22 protein-coding genes are annotated in these 21,773 nt (G+C 70.6%); 10 read left to right on the top strand and 12 right to left on the bottom strand.

The window, feature by feature from the left end:
- Positions 1-23: 23 nt before the first annotated feature.
- The gene (locus tag EV376_RS08895) at positions 24-1,868 is read right to left on the bottom strand and encodes a phosphoenolpyruvate carboxykinase (GTP) (protein WP_130321658.1); all 1,845 of its coding nucleotides are present in this window, start codon (positions 1,866-1,868) and stop codon (positions 24-26) included.
- Positions 1,869-2,006: 138 nt separating this feature from the next.
- Between EV376_RS08895 and EV376_RS08890 the strand changes: the two genes are divergently transcribed.
- Both EV376_RS08890 and EV376_RS08885 read left to right on the top strand, forming a co-directional pair.
- Positions 2,007-2,810: a GtrA family protein gene (locus tag EV376_RS08890; protein ID WP_130328576.1), complete on the top strand. Its 804-nt coding sequence runs from the start codon at positions 2,007-2,009 to the stop codon at positions 2,808-2,810.
- Between the two features lie 63 nt (positions 2,811-2,873).
- The gene (locus EV376_RS08885) at positions 2,874-3,569 is read left to right on the top strand and encodes a GtrA family protein (protein ID WP_130321657.1); all 696 of its coding nucleotides are present in this window, start codon (positions 2,874-2,876) and stop codon (positions 3,567-3,569) included.
- 53 nt (positions 3,570-3,622) lie between these two features.
- On the opposite strand, the gene EV376_RS08880 is transcribed toward EV376_RS08885, so the two are convergent.
- Positions 3,623-4,192 (bottom strand): PH domain-containing protein, encoded by a 570-nt coding sequence (locus tag EV376_RS08880; RefSeq protein WP_130321656.1) that lies wholly within the window; start codon positions 4,190-4,192, stop codon positions 3,623-3,625.
- Between the two features lie 98 nt (positions 4,193-4,290).
- Positions 4,291-5,166 (bottom strand): biotin--[acetyl-CoA-carboxylase] ligase, encoded by an 876-nt coding sequence (locus EV376_RS08875; protein WP_130321655.1) that lies wholly within the window; start codon positions 5,164-5,166, stop codon positions 4,291-4,293.
- An 86-nt stretch (positions 5,167-5,252) separates the two neighbouring features.
- On the opposite strand from EV376_RS08875, the gene EV376_RS08870 reads away from it, so the two are divergent.
- Positions 5,253-6,836: an acyl-CoA carboxylase subunit beta gene (locus EV376_RS08870; protein WP_130321654.1), complete on the top strand. Its 1,584-nt coding sequence runs from the start codon at positions 5,253-5,255 to the stop codon at positions 6,834-6,836.
- A 70-nt stretch (positions 6,837-6,906) separates the two neighbouring features.
- On the opposite strand, the gene EV376_RS08865 is transcribed toward EV376_RS08870, so the two are convergent.
- The 3 genes from EV376_RS08865 to EV376_RS08855 form a co-directional block, all read right to left on the bottom strand.
- Entirely contained in the window at positions 6,907-7,833 is a 927-nt protein-coding gene (locus EV376_RS08865; RefSeq protein WP_130321653.1) for a hypothetical protein, read from the bottom strand.
- Entirely contained in the window at positions 7,826-8,326 is a 501-nt protein-coding gene (locus EV376_RS08860) for a SigE family RNA polymerase sigma factor (RefSeq protein WP_130321652.1), read from the bottom strand. Before EV376_RS08860 ends, EV376_RS08865 begins: the two co-directional genes overlap by 8 nt.
- Positions 8,327-8,435: 109 nt before the next feature.
- Positions 8,436-9,179 carry a M50 family metallopeptidase gene (locus tag EV376_RS08855; RefSeq protein WP_130321651.1) on the bottom strand — a complete coding sequence of 248 codons (744 nt, stop codon included), beginning with the start codon at positions 9,177-9,179 and terminating at the stop codon, positions 8,436-8,438.
- 209 nt (positions 9,180-9,388) lie between these two features.
- On the opposite strand from EV376_RS08855, the gene EV376_RS08850 reads away from it, so the two are divergent.
- Entirely contained in the window at positions 9,389-10,144 is a 756-nt protein-coding gene (locus EV376_RS08850; protein WP_130321650.1) for a GH25 family lysozyme, read from the top strand.
- 62 nt (positions 10,145-10,206) lie between these two features.
- Here the strand turns inward: EV376_RS08850 and EV376_RS08845 are convergent, their stop codons facing one another.
- Positions 10,207-10,431: a hypothetical protein gene (locus tag EV376_RS08845; protein ID WP_130321649.1), complete on the bottom strand. Its 225-nt coding sequence runs from the start codon at positions 10,429-10,431 to the stop codon at positions 10,207-10,209.
- 69 nt (positions 10,432-10,500) lie between these two features.
- Positions 10,501-12,405: a serine/threonine protein kinase gene (locus EV376_RS08840; protein ID WP_130321648.1), complete on the bottom strand. Its 1,905-nt coding sequence runs from the start codon at positions 12,403-12,405 to the stop codon at positions 10,501-10,503.
- 91 nt (positions 12,406-12,496) lie between these two features.
- On the opposite strand from EV376_RS08840, the gene EV376_RS08835 reads away from it, so the two are divergent.
- From EV376_RS08835 to mycP, 3 genes are all read left to right on the top strand, one after another.
- Positions 12,497-12,709, top strand: coding sequence for an acyl-CoA carboxylase subunit epsilon (locus EV376_RS08835; RefSeq protein WP_130321647.1), 213 nt, complete (start codon positions 12,497-12,499; stop codon positions 12,707-12,709).
- Positions 12,710-12,858: 149 nt separating this feature from the next.
- Positions 12,859-13,341 (top strand): hypothetical protein, encoded by a 483-nt coding sequence (locus EV376_RS08830; RefSeq protein ID WP_130321646.1) that lies wholly within the window; start codon positions 12,859-12,861, stop codon positions 13,339-13,341.
- A 1,468-nt stretch (positions 13,342-14,809) separates the two neighbouring features.
- Positions 14,810-15,889 carry a type VII secretion-associated serine protease mycosin gene (gene mycP / locus EV376_RS08820; RefSeq protein WP_130321644.1) on the top strand — a complete coding sequence of 360 codons (1,080 nt, stop codon included), beginning with the start codon at positions 14,810-14,812 and terminating at the stop codon, positions 15,887-15,889.
- Between the two features lie 27 nt (positions 15,890-15,916).
- On the opposite strand, the gene EV376_RS08815 is transcribed toward mycP, so the two are convergent.
- Both EV376_RS08815 and EV376_RS08810 read right to left on the bottom strand, forming a co-directional pair.
- Entirely contained in the window at positions 15,917-16,342 is a 426-nt protein-coding gene (locus EV376_RS08815; RefSeq protein ID WP_130321643.1) for a PIN domain nuclease, read from the bottom strand.
- Entirely contained in the window at positions 16,339-16,548 is a 210-nt protein-coding gene (locus EV376_RS08810; protein ID WP_130321642.1) for a type II toxin-antitoxin system VapB family antitoxin, read from the bottom strand. Before EV376_RS08810 ends, EV376_RS08815 begins: the two co-directional genes overlap by 4 nt.
- A 125-nt stretch (positions 16,549-16,673) precedes the next feature.
- Between EV376_RS08810 and EV376_RS08805 the strand changes: the two genes are divergently transcribed.
- Both EV376_RS08805 and EV376_RS08800 read left to right on the top strand, forming a co-directional pair.
- Positions 16,674-17,330, top strand: coding sequence for a Maf family nucleotide pyrophosphatase (locus EV376_RS08805; RefSeq protein ID WP_130321641.1), 657 nt, complete (start codon positions 16,674-16,676; stop codon positions 17,328-17,330).
- 55 nt (positions 17,331-17,385) lie between these two features.
- Positions 17,386-18,039 (top strand): O-methyltransferase, encoded by a 654-nt coding sequence (locus EV376_RS08800; RefSeq protein ID WP_130321640.1) that lies wholly within the window; start codon positions 17,386-17,388, stop codon positions 18,037-18,039.
- 52 nt (positions 18,040-18,091) lie between these two features.
- Here EV376_RS08800 and EV376_RS08795 read toward each other — a convergent pair whose 3' ends face one another.
- Together EV376_RS08795 and EV376_RS08790 are read right to left on the bottom strand one after the other, a co-directional pair.
- Entirely contained in the window at positions 18,092-18,847 is a 756-nt protein-coding gene (locus tag EV376_RS08795; protein ID WP_130321639.1) for an ABC transporter permease, read from the bottom strand.
- Positions 18,848-18,861: 14 nt separating this feature from the next.
- Positions 18,862-19,821 carry an ATP-binding cassette domain-containing protein gene (locus EV376_RS08790; RefSeq protein WP_130321638.1) on the bottom strand — a complete coding sequence of 320 codons (960 nt, stop codon included), beginning with the start codon at positions 19,819-19,821 and terminating at the stop codon, positions 18,862-18,864.
- A 182-nt stretch (positions 19,822-20,003) separates the two neighbouring features.
- Here EV376_RS08790 and EV376_RS08785 point away from each other — a divergent pair, with 182 nt between their 5' ends.
- Positions 20,004-21,755 carry an ATP-binding protein gene (locus EV376_RS08785; RefSeq protein WP_130321637.1) on the top strand — a complete coding sequence of 584 codons (1,752 nt, stop codon included), beginning with the start codon at positions 20,004-20,006 and terminating at the stop codon, positions 21,753-21,755.
- Positions 21,756-21,773 lie beyond the last annotated feature (18 nt).

Here is a 21,773-nt window from a genome sequence, read left to right as displayed (position 1 = left end):
CCCGCCGAGGCGGGGGCTCACACCTACTTGTTCTGCGGCTCCGCGTCGAGCCGGGCGCGCAGCGCGTCCAGCTCGGCCCAGAGAACGCCGGGCAGCTTGTCACCGAACTTCTCGAACCACTCGGTGACCAGCGGCAGTTCGTTGCGCCACTCGTCGACGTCGACCTTCAGCGCGATGCGGACGTCCTCCGGGGTCATGTCCAGGCCCTCGACGTCCAGCGCGTCCGGCGCGGGAACCATGCCGATCGGGGTCTCGACGCCCTCGGCACTGCCCTCGAGCCGCTCGATGATCCACTTCAGCACCCGCGAGTTCTCGCCGTAACCCGGCCAGAGGAAGTTGCCCTCGGCGTCCTTGCGGAACCAGTTGACGTAGTAGATCTTCGGCAGCTTCGACTCGTCACCGTCGACGCCCTTGCCCATCTCGATCCAGTGCCGGAAGTAGTCGCCGGCGTGGTAGCCGATGAAGGGCAGCATGGCCATCGGGTCGCGGCGCACGACACCGACCGCGCCGGAGGCGGCGGCGGTGGTCTCCGAGGAGAGCGTCGCGCCCATGTAGACACCGTGCACCCAGTCGCGCGCCTCGGTGACCAGCGGGATGGTGTCGCGGCGACGGCCACCGAAGAGGATCGCGTCGATCGGCACCCCGTTCGGGTCGTAGTAGTCCTCGGCGAGGATCGGGCACTGCGTGATGGGCGTGCAGAACCGGCTGTTCGCGTGGGAGGAGAGGCTGTCGCTCTCCGGCGTCCAGTCGTTGCCCTTCCAGTCGATCAGGTGCGCCGGGGGCTCGCCCATGCCCTCCCACCAGATGTCCCCGTCGTCGGTCAGGGCCACGTTGGTGAAGATGGAGTTGCCGCGGTCGAGCGTCCGCATCGCGTTGGCGTTGGTCTTCCAGTCGGTGCCGGGCGCGACACCGAACAGGCCGTACTCGGGGTTGATGGCGTAGAGGCGACCGTCCTGCCCGAACCGCATCCAGGCGATGTCGTCGCCGATGGTCTCGACCTTCCAGCCCGGGATGGTGGGCTCCAGCATGGCGAGGTTGGTCTTGCCGCAGGCCGACGGGAAGGCGCCGGCGATGTGGTAGACCTTGCCCTCGGGCGAGGTGATCTTGAGGATCAGCATGTGCTCGGCGAGCCAGCCCTCGTCGCGGCCCATCACGCTGGCGATCCGCAGCGAGTAGCACTTCTTGCCGAGCAGCGAGTTGCCGCCGTAGCCGGAGCCGAAGGACCAGATCTCCCGGGTCTCCGGGAAGTGCGAAATGTACTTCGTCTCGTTGCACGGCCACACCACGTCCTGCTGGCCCGGCGCGAGCGGCGCGCCGATCGAGTGCAGCGCGTGCACGAAGTCCGCGTCGTCGCCCATCGCCTCCAGGATCTTCGAGCCCATCCGGGTCATGATGCGCATGGAGGCGACCACGTACGGGCTGTCCGTGATCTCGACGCCGAACATGGGGTTCTCGGCCTCGACCGGCCCCATGCAGAACGGGATGACGTACATGGTGCGTCCGCGCATGCAGCCGCGGTACAGCTCCGTCATCGTCCGCTTCATCTCCGCCGGCGCCATCCAGTTGTTGGTGGGCCCGGCGTCCGCCTCGTCGACGGAGCAGATGAAGGTGCGCTCCTCGACCCGGGCGACGTCCGTCGGGTCCGTCCGCGCGTAGAAGGAGTTCGGTTTCTTCTCCGGGTTGAGCCGGATCAGGGTGCCGGCCTCGACCAGCTCGTCGGTGAGGCGGCGCCACTCCTCGTCGGACCCGTCGACCCACACGACCCGGTCGGGGGTGGTCAGTTCAGCGACCTCTCGGACCCAGGCGAGGAGTTTGGGGTGGGACGTCGGGGCCTGATCGATACCCCGAACAGTGGCCGGAGCAACCATGACACATCTCCTTGGTGGTCGACGCTGACCGGTCTATGGGATGCACGAGTCTTGACGGCGCCTATGCGTCGTCTTCGTGGAAACCTGGGATTGGCCTCAGCGTAAACCGGCTTGCGTCGCCAGTCAGTGGGACTGGTTGTGAAGAACTGCACAAGGTGCGGCCACGCTGCGGCATCACGAGCTGATACCCGCTTTCGCGCGCAGTTTCACGCAAATCCTGCGGCGAACCTCGGAACGCGGGGCGCCGTCGTCCGATCGCGAGAGTCGGCCGGCCGCGTTCGTCGAACCTCCCCCGGACCACCGCCGGAACGGTTACGCTCCGCTCATCGACGCCGTCACCATGAGCCCTGCCCGCCGTTGCTCCCCGTACGGCGTGCCCGCAGCCGGTACGCTCGCGAGGTGGCCGCGACGATGATCGGGGAGCCCGGCTCCCGGCAGACCAGACCGGGTCTGTTCCGCACCCTGCTCGACCGGTTCGGTCATCTCGTCCGGGAGCTGAGCAAGTTCGCGACCGTGGGCGGAATCGCCTTCCTCATCGACTTCGCACTCTTCAACTTCCTGGTCGCCGCCCAGGGTGTCGAGCAGGTGACCGCGAAGACCATCTCCACGGTGGTGGCGGCGACCTTCGCCTTCCTCGGCAACCGGTTCTGGACGTGGCGGCACCGCCGGGGCACCAATCCCGCCCGCGAGTACGCCCTCTTCTTCTTCTTCAACGGGGTCGGCCTCGGCATCACGGTGGCGGTCCTGGCGATCAGCCGGTACGGGCTGGGCCGGATCTGGCCGGAGATCTTCCAGACCCCCCTGGCCGACAACATCGCCAGCTACATCGTCGGCACCGGGCTGGCGACGCTCTTCCGGTTCTGGTCCTATCGACGGTTCGTCTTCGTGGCAGCGGGAACTCCCAACGTTCCGGAAGTGAAGCACGACCGACACCGGGCGTGACCTGCCGCCCATCCCGTCCGGCCGGGACCTTCCGGCCCCGTCCACTCGCTTAAGGTGTTCCGCATGCGTCTTGTCCGTCTCCTGCCCGAGCGCTGGCAGAAGTTCGTCAACGAGGCGCTCAAATTCGGCCTCGTCGGGGGCGTCAACACCGTCATCAATTACGCGGTGTTCAATGCGCTCGCACTCACGGTTTTCCGTGACGGACAGTTGAAGGCGACGGTCGTGGCCACCATCGTGGCGACGATCACGTCATATCTGATGAATCGTCACTGGACGTACCGCGACCGCCCGAAATCGGCGATGCGACGCGAGTACGCCCTGTTCTTCCTATTCAACGGCGCCGGCCTGCTCATCGAGTTGGGCGTGCTGGCGGCCGCAAAGTACGGCTTCGGTGTGACCGGTCTCCTCGCCCTCAACGTCGCCAAGACGCTGGGTGTCGGGTTGGCCACGCTGTTCCGGTTCTGGTCGTACCGGACGTTCGTCTTCCAGCCGGCCCCCGCCCCCGCGGCGGACACCTGGCACGCCCTGCCCCGCGACGAGTGGGACACGATGGCCGAGATGGACCCGGTGGCCGAGCTCGCGGAGTCCATCTCGGAGCTGGAGGAGGCCGCGCCACCACCGGGCATCCAGCGGCCACCCGGCACGCCGGTCCAGGGCCGGGCGGCGCCGCTGGACCCCGGGTTCGCCTTCGACCGGGAGCTGGAGGCCCAGCTCGCCGCCGAACTCCAGGCCAGCGCCCGCCGCGCCCGTCGGCCCTGACGGCGGCGCGGCCGGGTCACCCGGTCGGGTGACGCGACCGCGCCGGCGGGGCCTCAGCTCGGTTCGCGCAACGGCTTGCCGTCCTGGACGTCGGCGAGGATGTCGCGCATCTCGCCGTCGCCCAGCGAGTGCCGGTCGTGGTGCGCCTCCACCAGCTCGTACAGGGTGGTCTGGACCCGCTCGACCTGCGGCACGTCGTGCAGCACCGACTGGCCGCGCTCGCCCGCGGACTCGATCGTGAGGGTGCCGCAGCCGAACAGCCGCTCGCTGAACCGCTGGTTCATCGCGTGGTCGTTGACCCGGGTGAGCGGGATGTCCCGGCGGTCCCGCGAGAGCACACCCTGCTGGATGAGCACCCGCTCGTCGGTGAACAGGTAGTGGGTCGTCCGCCAGACCAGGAACGGCCAGAGCGCGAACCAGAGCACCGCCACGAGTGCCAGCGCGCCGATCACCGCCAGCGCGACGGACCCGCCACCGCCCGACGGCAGCAGGACCACGGCCGCCGCCACCGCGGCGACGGCGAGCACCAGCACCGCGGCCGGCCGGACCAGGGCCTTCCAGTGCGGGTGCAGGTGCAGCACGACGTGCTCGTCCTCGGTGAGCACGTCCTCGGGAAACGCCACGGCTACCTCCAGGAGAAAAGGACGCGCAGACGTTAACCGCTCGGGAGGCCGGAAGGCATCAGCCGCGCGGCCCTCCCGCCGCGGCGAGGGGCCGGGGGCTAGCGGAGGTGGAGGACGTCCCCGGCGGAGAGGTGGTGGGTGGTTTCCCCGCTGGCCACGGTCAGGTGGCCGTCGGGGTCCACGCCGGTCGCGGTGCCGGTCAGCTCACCGCCGCCGGGCAGCAGCACCCGGACCTGGCGGCCGACCGTCGCGCACGAGGTCAGGTAGGCGTCCCGCAGGCCGCTGTCGACCGCGCTGCCGCCGGCGGCCCGCCAGCGGCCGTACCAGTCGGCCAGCGACCGGAGCAGGGCACGCGCCAGCGGATCCCGGTCGGTGGCCGCGGCACCGGCCAGCTGCAGCGAGGTGGCCGGCAGGCCGGTCGGGTTCACCGGCAGTTCGTCGGCGCGCAGGGTCACGTTCAGGCCGATGCCGAGGACGATCGCCGGCGCTGCGGCCGGAGTCGCCACCGGCACGCCCTCGGCGAGGATCCCGCCGCACTTCGCCTCGTCCACGAGCAGGTCGTTCGGCCACTTCAGGGTGGCCTCCAGCTCCGCCAGCCGGGCCACCGCCTCGACCAGCGCCACGCCGGCGAGCAGCGGCAGCCACCCGTACGCCGACGCGGGCGCCGGCGGCCAGCCGCGGTCGGCGACGGCCTCCCCCGGCCGGAGCAGGACGCTCGTCGCGATGCCGGCCCGGGCCGGCGACTGCCAGACCCGACCCCGCCGCCCCCGGCCCGCGGTCTGCCGCTCCGCGATCACCACCAGGCCCTCCGGTTCGCCGGAGCGGGCGTAGCCGGCCACGTCGGCGTTGGTCGACCCGGTCTCGCCGCGCAGCTCCAGCCGGGCCCACGGGCCGTGCGGCGCGACCAGCGCGCGCCGCAGCCGCGCCGCCGACAGCGGCGGGCGGTCCAGATCCGTGTACGGCGAGCCCGGCATCCCGCCAGCCTACGGGCCCGGCGGCGCGGCGGTGGTGAGGTGTACTGCACAGCGGCACCGGCCTGAACCATCGTTATATTCCCTGGGTGACTACCGAGACCGGGATCAACATCCACAGCACCGCGGGCAAGCTGGCGGACCTGGAGCGCCGGGTCGACGAGGCGGTGCACGCCGGGTCGGCTCGCGCCGTGGAGAAGCAGCACGCGCGGGGCAAGAAGACCGCGCGGGAGCGGATCGAGCTGCTGCTCGACGAGGGGTCCTTCGTCGAGCTGGACGAGCTGGCCCGGCACCGGTCCACCAACTTCGGACTGGCGAAGACCCGCCCGTACGGGGACGGCGTCATCACCGGCTACGGCACCATCGACGGCCGCCAGGTCTGCGTCTTCGCGCAGGACTTCACGGTCTTCGGCGGCTCGCTCGGTGAGGTGTTCGGCGAGAAGATCGTCAAGGTGATGGACCTGGCCATGAAGATCGGCTGCCCGGTCATCGGCATCAACGACTCCGGCGGCGCCCGGATCCAGGAGGGCGTGGCCTCGCTCGGCCTCTACGGGGAGATCTTCTTCCGCAACGTCCGCGCCAGTGGGGTGATCCCCCAGATCTCGCTCATCATGGGGCCGTGCGCGGGCGGCGCCGTCTACTCGCCGGCGGTCACCGACTTCACCGTGATGGTCGACCAGACCTCCCACATGTTCATCACCGGTCCGGACGTCATCAAGACCGTCACCGGCGAGGACGTCGCCATGGAGGACCTGGGCGGTGCCCGCACCCACAACACGCGCAGCGGCAACGCGCACTACCTCGCCACCGACGAGGAGGACGCGATCGAGTACGTCAAGGCGCTGCTGTCGTACCTGCCGTCGAACAACCTGGACGAGCCGGTGGTCTACGACACCCCCGCCGACCTCGACGTCTCCGACGAGGACCGGGAACTGGACACCCTGATCCCGGACTCGGCCAACCAGCCGTACGACATGCACCGGGTCATCGAGCACGTCCTCGACGACGGCGAGTTCCTCGAGGTCCAGCCGCTGTACGCGCAGAACCTCGTCGTCGGCTACGGCCGGGTCGAGGGTCGCCCGGTCGGGGTGGTCGCGAACCAGCCGATGCACTTCGCCGGCACCCTCGACATCGCCGCCAGCGAGAAGGCGGCCCGCTTCGTGCGCACCTGCGACGCGTTCAACATCCCGGTGCTGACGTTCGTGGACGTTCCCGGCTTCCTGCCCGGCACCGGCCAGGAGTGGGACGGCATCATCCGCCGGGGCGCGAAGCTCATCTACGCGTACGCCGAGGCGACCGTCCCGAAGGTCACCGTCATCACCCGCAAGGCGTACGGCGGGGCGTACGACGTCATGGGCTCCAAGCACCTCGGCGCCGACCTGAACTTCGCCTGGCCGACGGCGCAGATCGCGGTGATGGGCGCCCAGGGCGCGGTGAACATCCTCTACCGGCAGGAGCTGGCCGGCGCCGAGGACCCGGCGGCCCGGCGCGCCGAGCTGATCACCGAGTACGAGGACACGCTCGCCAACCCGTACATCGCGGCCGAGCGCGGGTACATCGACTCGGTGATCCCGCCGCACGAGACCCGGACGCAGATCGTCCGTGCCCTGCGGGTGTTGCGCACCAAGCGGGAGACCCTCCCCCCGAAGAAGCACGGCAACATCCCGCTGTAGAGGTGAGGAAGGGCCCTTCTTGACGCCTCCGGTAGCGGAGGGGCCCCTTCTTGACGTCCAACGGGCCCGGTCAGCAGGACGGGTTGGCGGCGACGCACATGCGCCGGCCCGCCGTCTCGGCGAGGCGGACCAGATCCGGCTCGCTGGCGTCCTTCAGGAAGAGCACCGTCACCAGGTCGCCCACCCGCAACACGACCTGCTGATCCAGCTTCGGTCCGCCGAGGACGTCGCCGGTGGTGCGATTCCGGTCCGGGGTGGCCGAGTGACGCAACAGGAGTGCCTCGTCGCCGGCGAAGTCCACCCGCGGCGCGTCCCAGCGGTGCGTGCTCTCCACCGTCAAGGCCTTGCCCCGGTCCTCGACCGACCGGACCTCGCGCCACTCCCGGCACGCGGCGAGCCGCTGGCGTACCTGCTGGAAGAACCGCTGCGCCTCGTCGCCCCGCAGCCGGTACAGGTCCTGCGCGAGCAGGATGTCCCCGAGCCGTCGGCCAGCGCCGCCCGGCCGCAGCAGCGTCTGCGAGCGGCTCACCCAGGCCTCCGTCCGCGGGCCCGCACTGCATCGGTCGAGCCCGAGGCCCACGTCGACCGTGCCGCCCAGCCCGGGCTCACCGAGCTGGACCTCGGTCCGCGCGGAAAGGTCCGACTGCTGGACGAGCGCCTCGTGCGGGACTTCGACCCGGCCGGCCGAGTTGACCGGAGGCCCCGCTGTCGCCCTCACGGTGGGCGCCGCCGGAGCGCTCACGGTGGGCGCCGCCGGAGCGCTCACGGTGGGCGGTGCCGCAGCGCTCACGGTGGGCGGCGATGTCCGCCCGTACTCCGGGCGGTGACCGGTCACCGCGGCGGCCACCGAGAGCGTCGCCACCACCGCACAGCCGGCGACCAGGGCGGTCCGACGGCTGCGGCGACGTGCGCGGGCCCGGATCTCCGCCGGCTCCACCCAGCGGACCTCACCCAGGTCGCGCTGCACCCGCTCGACAAAGCTCAGCTCCTCACGCATCGGTAGCCCCCTCCAGGTCGGTGACGGCGAGCAGCCCGGCCAGCGCGACGCGCCCCCGGGACAGCCGGGCCTTGACCGTGCCCACCGGCGTGTCGGTCTGCCGGGCGACCTCCGCGACGGGCATCCCCACCAGGTAGTGCAGCGCGATCGCGACCCGTTGCGCCTCGGGCAGCCGGCGCAGGGCCTCGACCACCTCGATGCTCTCGGTGCCCGGACCGGGCACGCTCTCGACGGCACCGTGGCGCAGGTACGCGCGGGCCCGGCTGCGGAGGCTGCGCCACCGGCTGACCGCGATCCGGCTCGCCACCACCCGCACCCACGCCTCCGGCTCGTCGTACCCGCTCACCGTCGACCAGCGCTGCCACGCCCGGACGTACGCCTCCTGCACCGCGTCCTGGGCCTCGGCGAGGTCACCGGTGAGCACGTAGACGAACCCGAGCAGCCGCTGCCGGCTGCCGCGGTAGAACTCGTCGAACCCGTCGACGTCCGGCACCTGCGCTACCTCCCCCGTGACGGTCGCAGGGAACACGCACCGGCGGGTGCACCGGGTTGCCGGCGGCCCCGGATTTCCGCGGCGCGATGGGAAACTGTCGGGCCGGGAGTCAGCGAGTCAGGCCGGCGTCGGTCAGGATCGGACCGGCCAGCAGGAGCGCGCCGACCACGAGCACGGCCAGGTTGACCAGCGCGAACACCGAGACCCAGAAGAACGGGGGGAACGGTGTGATCCCGGCCAGTTGGTCGGCGTCGGAGGCGGGCATCCGACCCCGGGCACGCAGCCGTTGCAGCTCGACGACGGGACGGACGCCGCCGAGCAGCAGGAACCACACCCCGGTGTACGCGAACGCGGCCTGGACCTGGGGGGTCGCGTACCAGGAGACGGCCAGCACGATCCCGCCGGTGACCAGCAGCGACAGCACCCCGAACACGTTACGGATCATGATCAGCATGGCCAGCAGCAGCGCCACGGCGATCCACAGCAGCAGGGTGATCCGGTTGCCGCCGAGGATCCACGCGCCGGCCAGACCGATCAGCGGTGGGGCGATGTACCCGGCGAGCAGGGTGAGGACCATGCCGGGTCCGGTGGGCCGGCCGGCCGACAGGGTGAGCCCGGAGGTGTCCGAATGCAGCCGGATCCCGTGCAGCCGGCGGCCGGTCAGCACGGCGGCCAGAGCGTGCCCGCCCTCGTGGGCGATGGTCACGGCGTTGCGGCCGATCCGCCAGGGCAGCCGGGTGGCCACGACCGCCAGGGCGGCCAGGCCGGTGAGCAGCACCAGTAGCGGGGGCGGATCCGGTTGCGCGCCGAGCAGCGTGTCCCAGAACCCGGTCAGCCCGTCGATCGCGGTCATGGGCGGGGAGCCTACCGCCCTCGTCGCCGGTCGCTCCGCTGACGCCGGCCCGAATGATGTGCAGCCGGTTCGATGCCGAACGGATCGCCGTCCCCGGCGTCCTGGTCGCCGACACATCCGGTCATGAAACTTTTCCCCACACCTGTTGCCTCCATCGACATTCATCTTCAATGATGAGAGTCAATCAATCTGCGTCCCTGGAGGCAGCCATGACCCGTACCAGATCGTCACTGCGCCGTGTCCTCGCCACCGCCCTCGCCACGGTCGCCACCGCGGCCACGGCCCTCGTCGCCACCGCCACCCCCGCGGCCGCGGCCACCGTCCCCGGCATCGACGTCTCCCACTACCAGGGGACGATCAACTGGACCAGCGTCCGTAACGCCGGAATCCAGTTCGCCTTCATCAAGGCCACCGAGGGGACGAGCTACAAGGACCCCAGGTTCAACGCCAACTACACCAACGCGTACTACGCCGGGGTGATCCGCGGCGCGTACCACTTCGCCCGGCCGAACATCTCCTCCGGCGCGACGCAGGCGAACTACCTGGCCTCCAACGGCGGCGCCTGGTCGGCGGACAGCCGCACCCTCCCGGCGGCGCTGGACCTGGAGGCGAACCCCTACAGCGGCGGCTACTGCTATGGCCTCAGCACCACGGGAATGCGCAACTGGGTCCAGGACTTCCTGAACACCTACCGCTCCCGCACCGGCCGCTACGCCGTCATCTACACCACCACCAGCTGGTGGAACACCTGCACCGGCAGCTGGTCGGCGCCGTGGGCGAACCACCCGCTCTGGCTCGCCCGGTGGGCCAGCTCGCCCGGCGCCCTGCCGCCCGGCGCGGCCGTCTGGAGCTTCTGGCAGTACACGTCCTCCGGCAGCGTCGCCGGCATCAGTGGCGCCGTCGACCGCAACCACTGGAACGGTGACCGGAGCCGGCTGATCGCACTGGCCAACAACACCCGCTGACGGGTTGGCGGCAGCCGGACCGGCCGGTCCGACTGCCGCCCCGCCGTCCGGTCGACGGAACGTCAGGCCCGCCGGCGCACCGGGACGGTGGCGACGTCGGTCCGGGCGTGGGAGCCGCGGCGGGACAGCCGCCAGGACACCATCCCCGCGACGGTGCCGGTGACGACGGTGAGCAGGGCGACCAGGACCGGCAGGCCGGCACTGGCGAGCAGCAGGACGACGTCACCGAGAGCGACGAGCATCCACAGTGCCAACCGGGGGCGGCTGTCCTTCTGCCGGTAGCTCATCTCGTGCCTCCTTCCGTCGTGGGCAGTCAGATACCCCGGACGGAGGAGGGTCATGCCGGCGCGAGCGCGTCAGTCCCGGCGGTCGGGGCGGAAACCCGTCATGATCAGGTCGAAGTTCGGCAGGTTCGCCGCCCAGTCCTTCTCGGCGACCTCCCAGCGCAGCGCGTAACCGCGATTGCGGGCGGTGGCGAAGCCCCGGTTGCGGACGTGGATCCGGGTGTTGTCCCGGGTCTCCAGCCACTCCCAGTCGGCACACGTCAGGCCGTAGTCGCACCGCTCGATGCTGAGGTACTTGTAGTCGCGGACGTAGTTCTTCCGGGCCGGCTCGAGCTGCCTCCAGTCCCGCTCCGCGTCCGGCTTCGGGCTGTCGGTCCACTGGACGAGCAGCTCACGCACCCCGTTCGGCTCGTCGAAGACGACGGTGTTGGTCCCGGCGTTGCGGCGTACCCAGCCCTCGGGAAGCGGCAGCGCGAACCCGGCCGGGTCCTCGTGCAGCTTCCAGCCGGCGGGCAGGGCGTTCGTCGCCGGGCTCGCCGGCGCCGAACCGGTCGGGGCGGCGCTGCTCGGCGCAAGGCTCGGCGGAGCCGACGTCGGCGCCGCCACCGAGGTGGGTGCGGCACCGGTCGGGTCGGCACCCGGGGTGCCGCCACCGTCGTCGCCGTCGGCGAGCAGCGGCACGGCGATGGCGAGACCGAGCAGCAGCACGGCCACCACGGCACCGATCAGCAGGTTACGACGCGTGTTGTCGCGCTTCGTGCCGTCGGTGGGCTGGACCGGCGCGCGCCCGGCCGGCGCCGGGCGGGGCAGGACGGACGTGGCGGCCGGTTCGACCTTGGTGTCGTCGGGCTGGGACCGGGGCTCGGCTCCCGGTGCCGTCGCGGCGACCTTCGTCGTCGGATCGGCGTCCGTCGGGGCCGGCGGGCGGTCGACCTTCGCGGTCGGGGCCATGTCCGACGTCACGTTCGCCGCCGCGTCCGCGTCGGCCGCCGCGGGCCCGGTCGCCCGTTCGGGGGTACGCGGCGCCGGCGGGGTCGCCGGCTTGTCGGACCGCCGCTCGGCCGGCCGCGGCGCGGGCACCACCGGGGTACGCGGTGCGCGTGGGCCGTTCGGCCCCGGCCGCCGTACGCCGTCGAGCAGCGGGATGGTCCGCGTGCGCTTGCCGCTGGCCTTGCGCAGCATCCGCTCCGCCACGTCCGCGGTGATCCGCTCCTCCGGGTCCTTGCGCAGCAACCCGGTGAGGACCGGCCGCAGCGGCCCGGCGTTCTTCGGCGGCGGCAGCGGCTCGGTGGCCAGCGCGGCGAGGGTCGCGATGGCCGAGGGCCGCGCGTACGGCGACTTGCCCTCCACGGCCGCGTAGAGGGTCGCGCCCAGCGACCAGAGGTCCGCCTCCGGCCCGGCGGTGCCGTCCCGGGCCCGCTCCGGCGCGATGTACGCCGGCGAGCCGAGCACCATGCCGGTGCGGGTGACGTTCGGGTCACCGGGGACGGTGGCGAGACCGAAATCGGTCAACACCACCCGGCCGTCGTTGCCGAGCAGCACGTTGCCGGGCTTGATGTCGCGGTGCATGACGCCCGCCTTGTGCGCCGCCTTCAGGGCACCCAGCACGCCCAGCCCGATCTCCACCGCCCGGGCCGGCGACACCGGCCCGTCCTGGGCGATGGTGTCCTGAAGGGACTTCGACGGCACGTACTCCATCACGATCCACGGGTCGCCGTCCGTGCGCAGCACGTCGAAGATGCGGACCACGTTGATGTGGTTGAGCCGCGCGATGGCCCGCGCCTCCCGCAGCGACCGCTCCCGCATCTCGCGGCGTTCCTCGTTTGTCAGGCTGGGCGGCGGGACCAACTCCTTGATCGCCACGTCCCGGTGCAGCACCTCGTCGCGCGCCTTCCACACCCGACCCATGCCACCCTGACCGAGCGGCGAAATGAGCCGGTATCGGTCAGCGACGAGTTGGGGAAGCGCGTTCGACATCGCTGAGACGGTACCCGGCGAGCACCACAGTCACACCGTCGGCACGCCACTGTGCGGCGAAGGTCAAGTTCCGGCCGCGTACCCTGACGGCATGTCTGCCGAAGAGCCGCTCTTCCGGGTCGTCCGCGGCGTGCCGACCGCCGAGGAACTGGCCGCCCTCGTCGGTGCGATCGTGGCCCGGTCCCGGCCGGCGGCGGTGTCCGCCCCCACCGCCGTCTCCACCTGGGCGCGCAGCGCCCGCCCCGCCGGCCCGGCCGTCGCCGCAGGTCCCGGTGCGTGGCGCGCCTCCGGCCTGCCGCGCTGACCAGACGCTCCGCGAGCCGCGTGCAGGCAGCGGCAGAATGCTGCGGGGCGGCCGTCCGTCCGGTTTGCACCGCGCTGGGGCTGCAACTCCCGCATGGCACCGGCTAACCTCACTCAGGGAAACGGTGCGGTGACGGGTAGGGAGGGACGATGATCCCCGAGGAGGACCGTCCAGCGGCCTGGCTCCGCAGCTACGGCGGCATCGAAGCCGACATCCGCCAGCTGCGTGAGTTCGCCGACAAGCTTCAGATCGAGGTCGAGCGGCACTACGCGCCGCACCTGTCGTACATCGCCGAGGACCTGACCGCCGCCGTGCCCAACCCGGCGGACGCGTTCGTCGAGCTCGTGCAGTTCCTGCACGCACACTGGGAGGCCCAGCAGGCGACGGCCAACATGGTCTGGGGCGTCGGCGGCGCGACCAGCCACCTGGCCGCCGTCGCCGGCAAGGTCGCCGACGGGTACGGCGACTCCGACGCCTTTTCGTCCGCGCGGGTGGCCGACGTCGAGCGGGCGCTCGCCACCCCGACCGCACCCCGCCTGGCCGAGCCCTCCGTGGTACTGGGCGACCCGACCGGTCCTTCCGCGCCGACCGTCCCGGACCACACCAGGCCGGGGCCGGTGGTGCTGCCGTGAACGAACCCGGCGTCGGCCGCTCCGGTGGCCTGACCGACTGGCACCTGATGGACGTGGCGAGCATGTGGGCCTGCCTCAAGGACCAGGACACCACCAACCAGTGGCGGCACGTCGCCGGCTGGCGCAAGGTCTGCGATCTCGCACAGGCCCACCTCGGCCGCCTCCAGGCGTACCGGCGGGGCCTGGCTGAGGCATGGCCGCCGGACACGAATGCCGCGTCGCAGGCCTACCTCCGCGAGCTGGACGAGCTGATCGACCAGGTGCGCCGGACCCACGACGCCGCCGCTGCGAACTACACCGCACTGGCCGCCGCCACGCAGGCCATCGGCAGCACCCGGACCGCCCTCGAAAAGATCCACGACGAGTACGCGGTGAAGGTCCAGCAGAAGCGGTCGTACGAGGCGACGGCGGCAGACCCGAAGGCGATCGTCGGTAGCCGTGTCTCCGAGCCGCCGGTGACGGACGTTGACTTGGAACGGCTGAACGTTCAGGCGCGCGGCATCATGTACGGCCTGAGCAGCGAACTCCAACAAGCCCGCGTAGCACTCTGCCAACCTCCACCTGCGCCGAAAAGCACCACAGGCATCAACCAACAGGAACCAAACACCTACATAACGGCAGGCACGCCTAGCCCTGTCATCCCACCCATCGTGCCTGTGCCTATGCCGGCACCCAGCGCTTCAGCAGTCCCTAAGCCTTCTCCGGCACGGTCGGTCGCGATGCGCACCGTACCTGGGGTCGGGCCAGTCCTCGGCGGAGCAGGGGCAGGGCTGGCGCCAGCACCCGTTGATTCACAGCGTCCGGGAGCAACACCTCTCACCCCAACAGGACCGTCGTCGAGCGCAGGAGCGCCGCCACTGAATCCCGGACAGCGTGTCGTGGGCCAAAGCAAGCCACACGTCGACAACCTTCCTCGCTCGATTGCCGGCAGGGGCAGCGGGACTGGGCACCCGGGTACGCCATCCTGGCGAGCTGCGCCGCCCGGCGGCGTTATCGGCGGACCGCCGGGTCTGGGGTTGACCCAGCCCGGAGCCAGCAGCAGTCAGCCTCGTCGAGTTAATCCGATTGGTGGAGTAATCAGTGGAGGAGCCGCTGGCACGGCACCAGCCGGCGGAGCGGGCTCGCGTCCCGGTGGCAGTCGCCTTTTTGGGGGGCCTCACGGGATCCCTCCGTTCCTTGGCCCCACCGGGCCAGTAGACACAGGGCATATTGCGCCGGGGGCAAGATCTCGGGGACCAGGCCAGGCAGATGAGGGCGAGGAGCCGCGCCATTGGGATCCGGATCACCCTTGGGAGACGGAACGCGGGGTAAGTCCAGTCGTTCGTCCCCCGGACGACGAGGGACCAATTGACCCCGGACCTGCCATCGGCCTGAACCGGTGACGGCCGGAGTTTGGCAAAGAGCAACAGCTCTGCTAGCAACTGCCGCATGCGGTCTGCTACCTCCACCATTCCTTGGGCCGGCAGCAATGCCTGGTCCGCCGGATGATGGTATCGCCCGAATTCGGAGTGACCAGTGGCATCTGCGATACCTGAAGACAGGCGAGGCACACCAGATTAGCCAGGGCGATGGCGTGGTTGTTGCGGTGCTAGATACCGGAGTCGACGCACATCCAGATTTGGCCGGCAACCTGCTCGGCGGCGTCGACTTGACTGCGGAAGGAAACCGAGATGGTCGCACAGATCGGGATAGCCATGGCACCAGCATGGCGGGTCTGATTGCTGCCCATGGGCGCACCGGGACCACGGGCGCCCTCGGCATCGCTCCAAAAGCAAAACTACTTCCGGTACGCTTCGCAATCGACCACCTTACTGGTGACACTGGAGGCCTGGCTCGCTCTATAGATTACTCAGTCAGCCAAGGCGCGAGGGTAATTAGCATTTCAATGGCGGGGCATCCGGACATCGAGTTGCAAAGGTCTGTGGCAGCCGCCGTTCGTGCGGACGTTGTCGTGGTTGCAGGGACCGGGAACCGCCCCGGGGAGGACAGAGTCGCTTTTCCCGCCGCCTACCCCGATGTCATTACGGTGGGGGGCATCGACCGAAGCGGCGAAATTGCCAGCATTTCGGTGGCGGGATCAGAGGTAGATGTGGTAGCGCCAGCCGTCGATATCTACAGCACGAGCATCGGCGGGAACTACAGCAAAGGTACGGGAACATCCAGCGCCACCGCTATCGTGGCCGGGGCAGCCGCCTTGATCCGAGCTGAGCACCCTCATCTTCCACGGAATGAGGTGGCACACCGACTCACTGCCACAGCCATTGATAAGGGACCGCCCGGCCGTGATGACCAGTACGGCTACGGAGTGATAGACATCGTTGCGGCGCTGACCGCGGATGTTCCTCCGCTCGGGTTCGAATCCACTGCGCCAGACGCGTCGTCCACCCCGCCAGCGTCCGCCCAGGCACAACCCGATGAGGACGGAAACACGGCGACAACCCGGGGCCTCGTCACTCTGGGGGTGATCGTGGTCGCGGGAGGCGCTTGGGCCGTCATCGTCAGACGCCGTCGCCAGAGTGACGATCCGCCTCCCCGCGTAAGTCGGTGAGCACGTCCTCCGTGCGACCAGAACCGGCTACTTGATTGAGCCCGGGCGGGCCACCCACGCGGCCGGCTGTCCGGTCACCCTCGCGATCTGGTCGAAGTCGCGGTCGTAGTGCAGCAGGGACAAGCCGTGATACTCGGCGGTCGCCGCGACGAGCAGGTCGACTGCCCCCGCGCAGCGGTGCGCCCCGCGTTCCGTCAGATCCTGCTGGATCTCAGCGGCTCGGGCGTAGACGCGCTCGGGCATGACAACCCACCCGAAGACCGTCCGGAGCTGCGTTTGCAGTTGCTCGCGATCGGCGAGCGAGCGCGCGGTGTACAAGAACTCCAGCTCGGTAATGGGGCACACAGCCAGCAGACCCGCGGTCAGGGGCGACTCCCACCGGGATCTCAGCTCCGGACTGCGCAGGAGTCGGACCAATGCGCTGGTGTCGACGAGGTAGTCGGCGAGCTTCACGACCGGTACGACGACTTGTCGAGCAGCTCGTCGAAGTCACCGGCCTCGCCACGCCGCGCGAGTTCGGCTAACGCCTTGGCCCTGCGAAGGCGCGCCGCTCCCTCTCTCAGGGCGACGTTCACGGTGTCCTTCTTGGTCTTCGTCCCGAAGGCTTCAGCCGCATCAGCAAGGGCTTCGTCATCGACGTCTACGAGAATTTTGGTCATGACCACCTCTATATACGAGAAGCCAGGTCAGTATATCCGGAGTCGAGCTCCCGGTCTGGGGTTCGGCGCGCCAGCTAAGCAACCTTGGCCCACAGCGAGGGAGCCATACCGGTAGCGTCGGCTTCGTGCCCGGATCTCTGCCGCTCCGTCTCGTGCTCGCCTCGGCGAGCCCCGCCCGTCGCAAGACCCTCCAGGCCGCCGGCATCGAGCCGGACGTACTGGTCAGCGGCGTCGACGAATCCCTCGTGGTGACGGACCGGGCGGACGAGTTGTGTCTGGAGCTCGCGCGGCTCAAGGCCCAGGCCGTCCTGACCCGGCTGCGGCCCGCCGACGACCAGCGCACGCTGGTGATCGGGTGCGACTCCGTCCTCGAGTTCGACGGCGAGATCCTCGGCAAGCCGGCGGACGCGGACGACGCGGTACGCCGGTGGGAGCGGATGCGGGGGCGCAGCGGCGTCCTGCACAGCGGGCACTGCCTCGTTGACGTCGAGGCGGGACGCCGGGCCGAGGGCGTCGCCTCGACGACGGTGCACTTCGCCGACGTCAACGACGACGAGTTGGCGGCGTACGTGGCCACCGGAGAGCCGCTGGCGGTGGCGGGCGCGTTCACGATCGACGGGCTGGGCGGGCCCTTCGTCGAGCGGATCGAGGGTGACCCGGGCACGGTGGTGGGCCTGTCCCTGCCGCTGCTGCGCCACCTCCTGGCCGAGTTGGACCTGCGGATCACCGATCTGTGGACGAAGGTCGCGCCGGGCAACCAGACCGTCGAGCCACTCGCCTGACCGCCACGCAGGAGCAGAAGGCCCCGCGAGCCGGAGCAGAAGCAGGAGAACAAGCGTGACCACGAAATCCATCCCGCTCACCCCTGAGCTGCACGCGTATCTGGTCGCCCACGGCAGCCCTCCGGACGAGGTGATGCGCGACCTGATCGAGGAGACCCGCGCCGCCCTGCCCCGGGACGCGCGGATGCAGGTGGCGCCGGAGCAGGCCGCGTTCCTCACCTTCCTGACCCGGCTGCTGGGCGTACGGCGGGCGGTCGAGGTCGGCACGTTCACCGGGCTCTCCTCGCTGGCGATCGCCCGGGGCCTGACCGGCGACGGGCGGCTGACCTGCTTCGACATCTCCGAGGAGTACACCGGCATCGCTCGGCGGTACTGGGCCCGCGCCGGCGTCGACGACCGGATCGACCTGCGGATCGGGCCGGCCGGCGAGACGCTGCGCGAGCTGCCGTACGAACGCCACATCGACTTCGCCTTCATCGACGCGGACAAGACCGGGTACCCCATCTACTGGTCGGAGCTGGTCCCGCGGATGCGGCCGGGCGGCGTGATCGCGGTCGACAACGTCCTCCGCGACGGCCGGGTCATCGCCCCGGGGAACGCGGACGACCGTGCCATCGCCGCCTTCAACGACGAGGTGCTGGCCGACGTACGGGTCGAAGCCGTGATGCTGCCGATCGCCGACGGTCTCACCCTCGCCCGGGTCCACTGACTCGCACCTGCAGCCCTTCGCTACCCGGGGTGTCAGCCAAGGGCCGGTCCTGTCACCGCACGCTGCGGGTGAACTGGCGGGCGGCCCAGTAGACGCCGAGGACGGCGAGCACCGCGATGATGGTCAGCCCTTGCCAGACCCGGTCGTTGCCCAGGTCACCGGCGAAGAGCGCCCGCGTGCCGTCGACCGCCCAGGAGAACGGGTTCCACCGGGCGATGGCCTGCAGCCAACCGGGGGCGAAGGCCAGCGGCAGCAGGATGCCGGAGAGCAGCAGGACCGGCTGGGCCACGGTGTTCATCAGCGGGGCGAGCGCGTCCTCGCTCTTGACCTTGAGGGCGAGACCGTAGGAGACCGCGGAGGTCATCAGCGCGATGAGGGCGAGCATCAGGTACGCGAGCAGCAGGTCGCCGATGAAGACCCGCAGGTCGAACAGGAGCGCCAGGAGCGTGATGATGATCGCCTGAACGATCAGCGAGACGACGTCGCGCAGGGATCGGCCGAGCAGCAGGGCGAGCCGGTTGACCGGGGTGACCCGGGACCGCTCGATCACTCCGGCTCGCAGCTCGGCGATCAGGCCGAAGCCCTGGAACAGGCCGCCGAAGATGGCCAGCAGGACGAGCAGGCCGGGCACGAAGATCTTGTACGCCTCGGCCTGGCTGGGCGCGTTGAGCGCGGGCTTGAGCAGCGGCGCGAAGAGCAGCAGGTACATCACCGGCTGGAAGACACCGACGAAGACCCAGACCGGATTGCGCAGGAGCAGCTGGAACTGCCGCTGGAAGATCAACCAGGTGTCGCGGGCGAGTTTCACGGTGGCCTCCGATCTCAGGACTCGCGCAGCGAGCGGCCGGTCTTGGTGAGGAAGACATCGTCGAGGCTGGGCCGGTGCAGCTCGATGTAGCGCAGATCGAGGTTGGCGGCGTCGATGCGGCGGAGGATCCGCGGGATGGCAGTGGCCCCGTCGTCCACGAAGAGCCGCAGGCCACCCTCGTCGAGCGGCTCCGACTCGTTGACGTACCCCTCGCCGTCGAGCAGCCGGGCGGCCTGCTGCGTCGCCGCGACGTCGAGACCGATCTGCACCACGTCGCCGCTGATCTCGCGCTTGAGGTCCGCCGGGGTGCCCTCGGCGACCACCTCGCCGTGATCCATGATCGCGATCCGGTCGCAGAGCGCGTCGGCCTCGTCAAGGTAGTGGGTGGTGATGAACACGGTCATCCCGTCGGCGCGCAACCGGCGGATCTCGTCCCACATGTGGGCTCGGCTCTGCGGGTCCAACCCGGTGGTGGGCTCGTCGAGGAAGACGACCTTCGGCTCGTGGATGATGCCGAGGGCGATCTCGACCCGGCGGCGCTGGCCGCCGGAGTAGGTCTTGCACCTGCGGTCGGCGTACTCGCTGAGCTGGAAGGCGTCGAGCGCGCGGGCCGCGCGACGGTGCGCCTCGGCCTTGGTGACGCCGTACAGCCGGGCCTGGAGCACCAGTTCCTCGCGGGCGGTGGACTCGTCCCACGTGCTGCCGCCCTGCGCGACGTACCCGATCCGGCGGCGCACCTCCCCCGGGTCGGTGCGCAGGTCGGCGCCGGCGATGGTGGCCTCCCCGCCATCCGGCTCGATGAGCGTCGCGAGCATACGCAGCGTCGTCGTCTTGCCGGCGCCGTTCGGGCCCAGGAACCCGAAGATCTCCCCGGCGCCCACGTCGAGATCGACACCGCGTACCGCCTCCACGGTCTTCGTCTCGCGACCGGCCCGGCTGCGGTACGACTTCCGCAACCCCCTGGCCTCGATCATTCTGGCTCCTCATTCGCCGCTACGGTCAGTACCGGGGTGCCGGTAGTCGACCATTCGGGTACGACTCCGCGCCTCCGATTAAACGCGCCGGAACAGTGCGGCATCCCACACTGAGCGATCGTTAGGGGCGTCAGAGTGGCCGATACACTCCCGGTCAACGACCTCCCGGGAGGAGCACCAAGGTGCGCAAGGTACTCATCGCCAACCGCGGCGAGATCGCCGTTCGCGTGATCCGCGCCTGCCGCGACGCCGGTCTGAGCAGCGTCGCCGTCTACGCGGACTCGGACCGGGACGCCCTGCACGCCGCCCTCGCCGACGAGGCGTACGCGCTCGGCGGCGACACCGCGGCCGACAGCTACCTGCGCATCGACAAGCTGATCGACATCGCCGGGAAGTCCGGCGCCGACGCGGTGCACCCCGGCTACGGGTTCCTCTCCGAGAACGCCGACTTCGCCCAGGCGGTCATCGACGCCGGCCTGACCTGGATCGGCCCGACCCCGCAGGCGATTCGTGACCTGGGCGACAAGGTGACCGCCCGGCACATCGCGCAGCGCGCCGGAGCGCCCCTGGTGCCGGGCACGCCGGACCCGGTCGGCAACGCCGACGAGGTGATGGCCTTCGCGGTCGACCACGGCCTGCCGGTCGCCATCAAGGCGGCCTTCGGCGGCGGCGGGCGCGGCCTCAAGGTGGCCCGCACCATGGAGGAGATTCCGCAGCTGTTCGAGTCGGCCACCCGGGAGGCGGTCGCCGCGTTCGGCCGGGGCGAGTGCTTCGTCGAGCGGTACCTCGACCAGCCCCGCCACGTCGAGGCCCAGGTCCTCGCCGACCAGCACGGCAACGTGGTGGTGGTCGGCACCCGCGACTGCTCGCTGCAGCGCCGCCACCAGAAACTGGTCGAGGAGGCCCCGGCGCCGTTCCTCACCGACGGTCAGCGGCGGCAGATCCACGAGTCCGCCAAGGCGATCTGCCGGGAGGCCGGCTACCACGGCGCCGGCACCGTCGAGTACCTGGTCGGCGCCGACGGCACGATCTCGTTCCTGGAGGTCAACACCCGGCTCCAGGTGGAGCATCCGGTCACCGAGGAGACCGCCGGCATCGACCTGGTCCGCGAGCAGTTCCGCATCGCCGACGGCGAGAAGCTGCGCTTCACCGAGGACCCGACGCCGCGCGGGCACGCCATCGAGTTCCGGATCAACGGTGAGGACCCGGGCCGCAACTTCCTGCCCGCCCCGGGCACGATCACGGCGCTGCGCCTGCCGACCGGCCCCGGCGTACGGGTCGACACCGGCATCTCCGCCGGCGACGTCATCGGCGGCAACTTCGACTCGCTGCTCGCCAAGGTGATCATCACCGGCGAGACGCGTACCGAGGCGATCGAGCGGGCCCGTCGCGCGCTGGACGAGATGGTCGTCGAGGGCATGGCCACGGCGCTGCCGTTCCACCGCCTGGTGGTCCGGGACGAGGCGTTCACCGCGGAGCCGTTCACCGTGCACACCCGGTGGATCGAGACCGAGTTCGACAACACCGTTCCAGCCTTCACCGCTGCCGCCGGCGCCGCCGAGGGCCCGGCGGAACGCGAGACCGTCGTGGTCGAGGTGGGCGGCAAGCGGCTCGAGGTCACCCTCCCGGCCGGCCTCGGCGGGGGTACGACCACCGCGTCGCCCGCGGCGAAGAAGCCCGCCCGCCGGGGCGGTGGGGCCAAGGCCGGCGCCGCGGCCAGTGGGGATGCGCTCACCTCCCCGATGCAGGGCACGATCGTGAAGATCGCGGTCGCCGACGGCGACACGGTGGCCGAGGGCGACCTGGTCGTGGTGCTGGAGGCGATGAAGATGGAGCAGCCGCTGCACGCGCACAAGGCGGGTACGGTCGGCGGCCTGTCCGCCGAGGTGGGCGCGGTCATCCCGGCCGGCGCCGCGATCTGCACCATCTCCTGACGCGCCGCCCCGGGACGG

Source organism: Micromonospora sp. CNZ295 (assembly GCF_004217535.1).
This window is presented reverse-complemented; position numbering and strand designations above follow the sequence as displayed.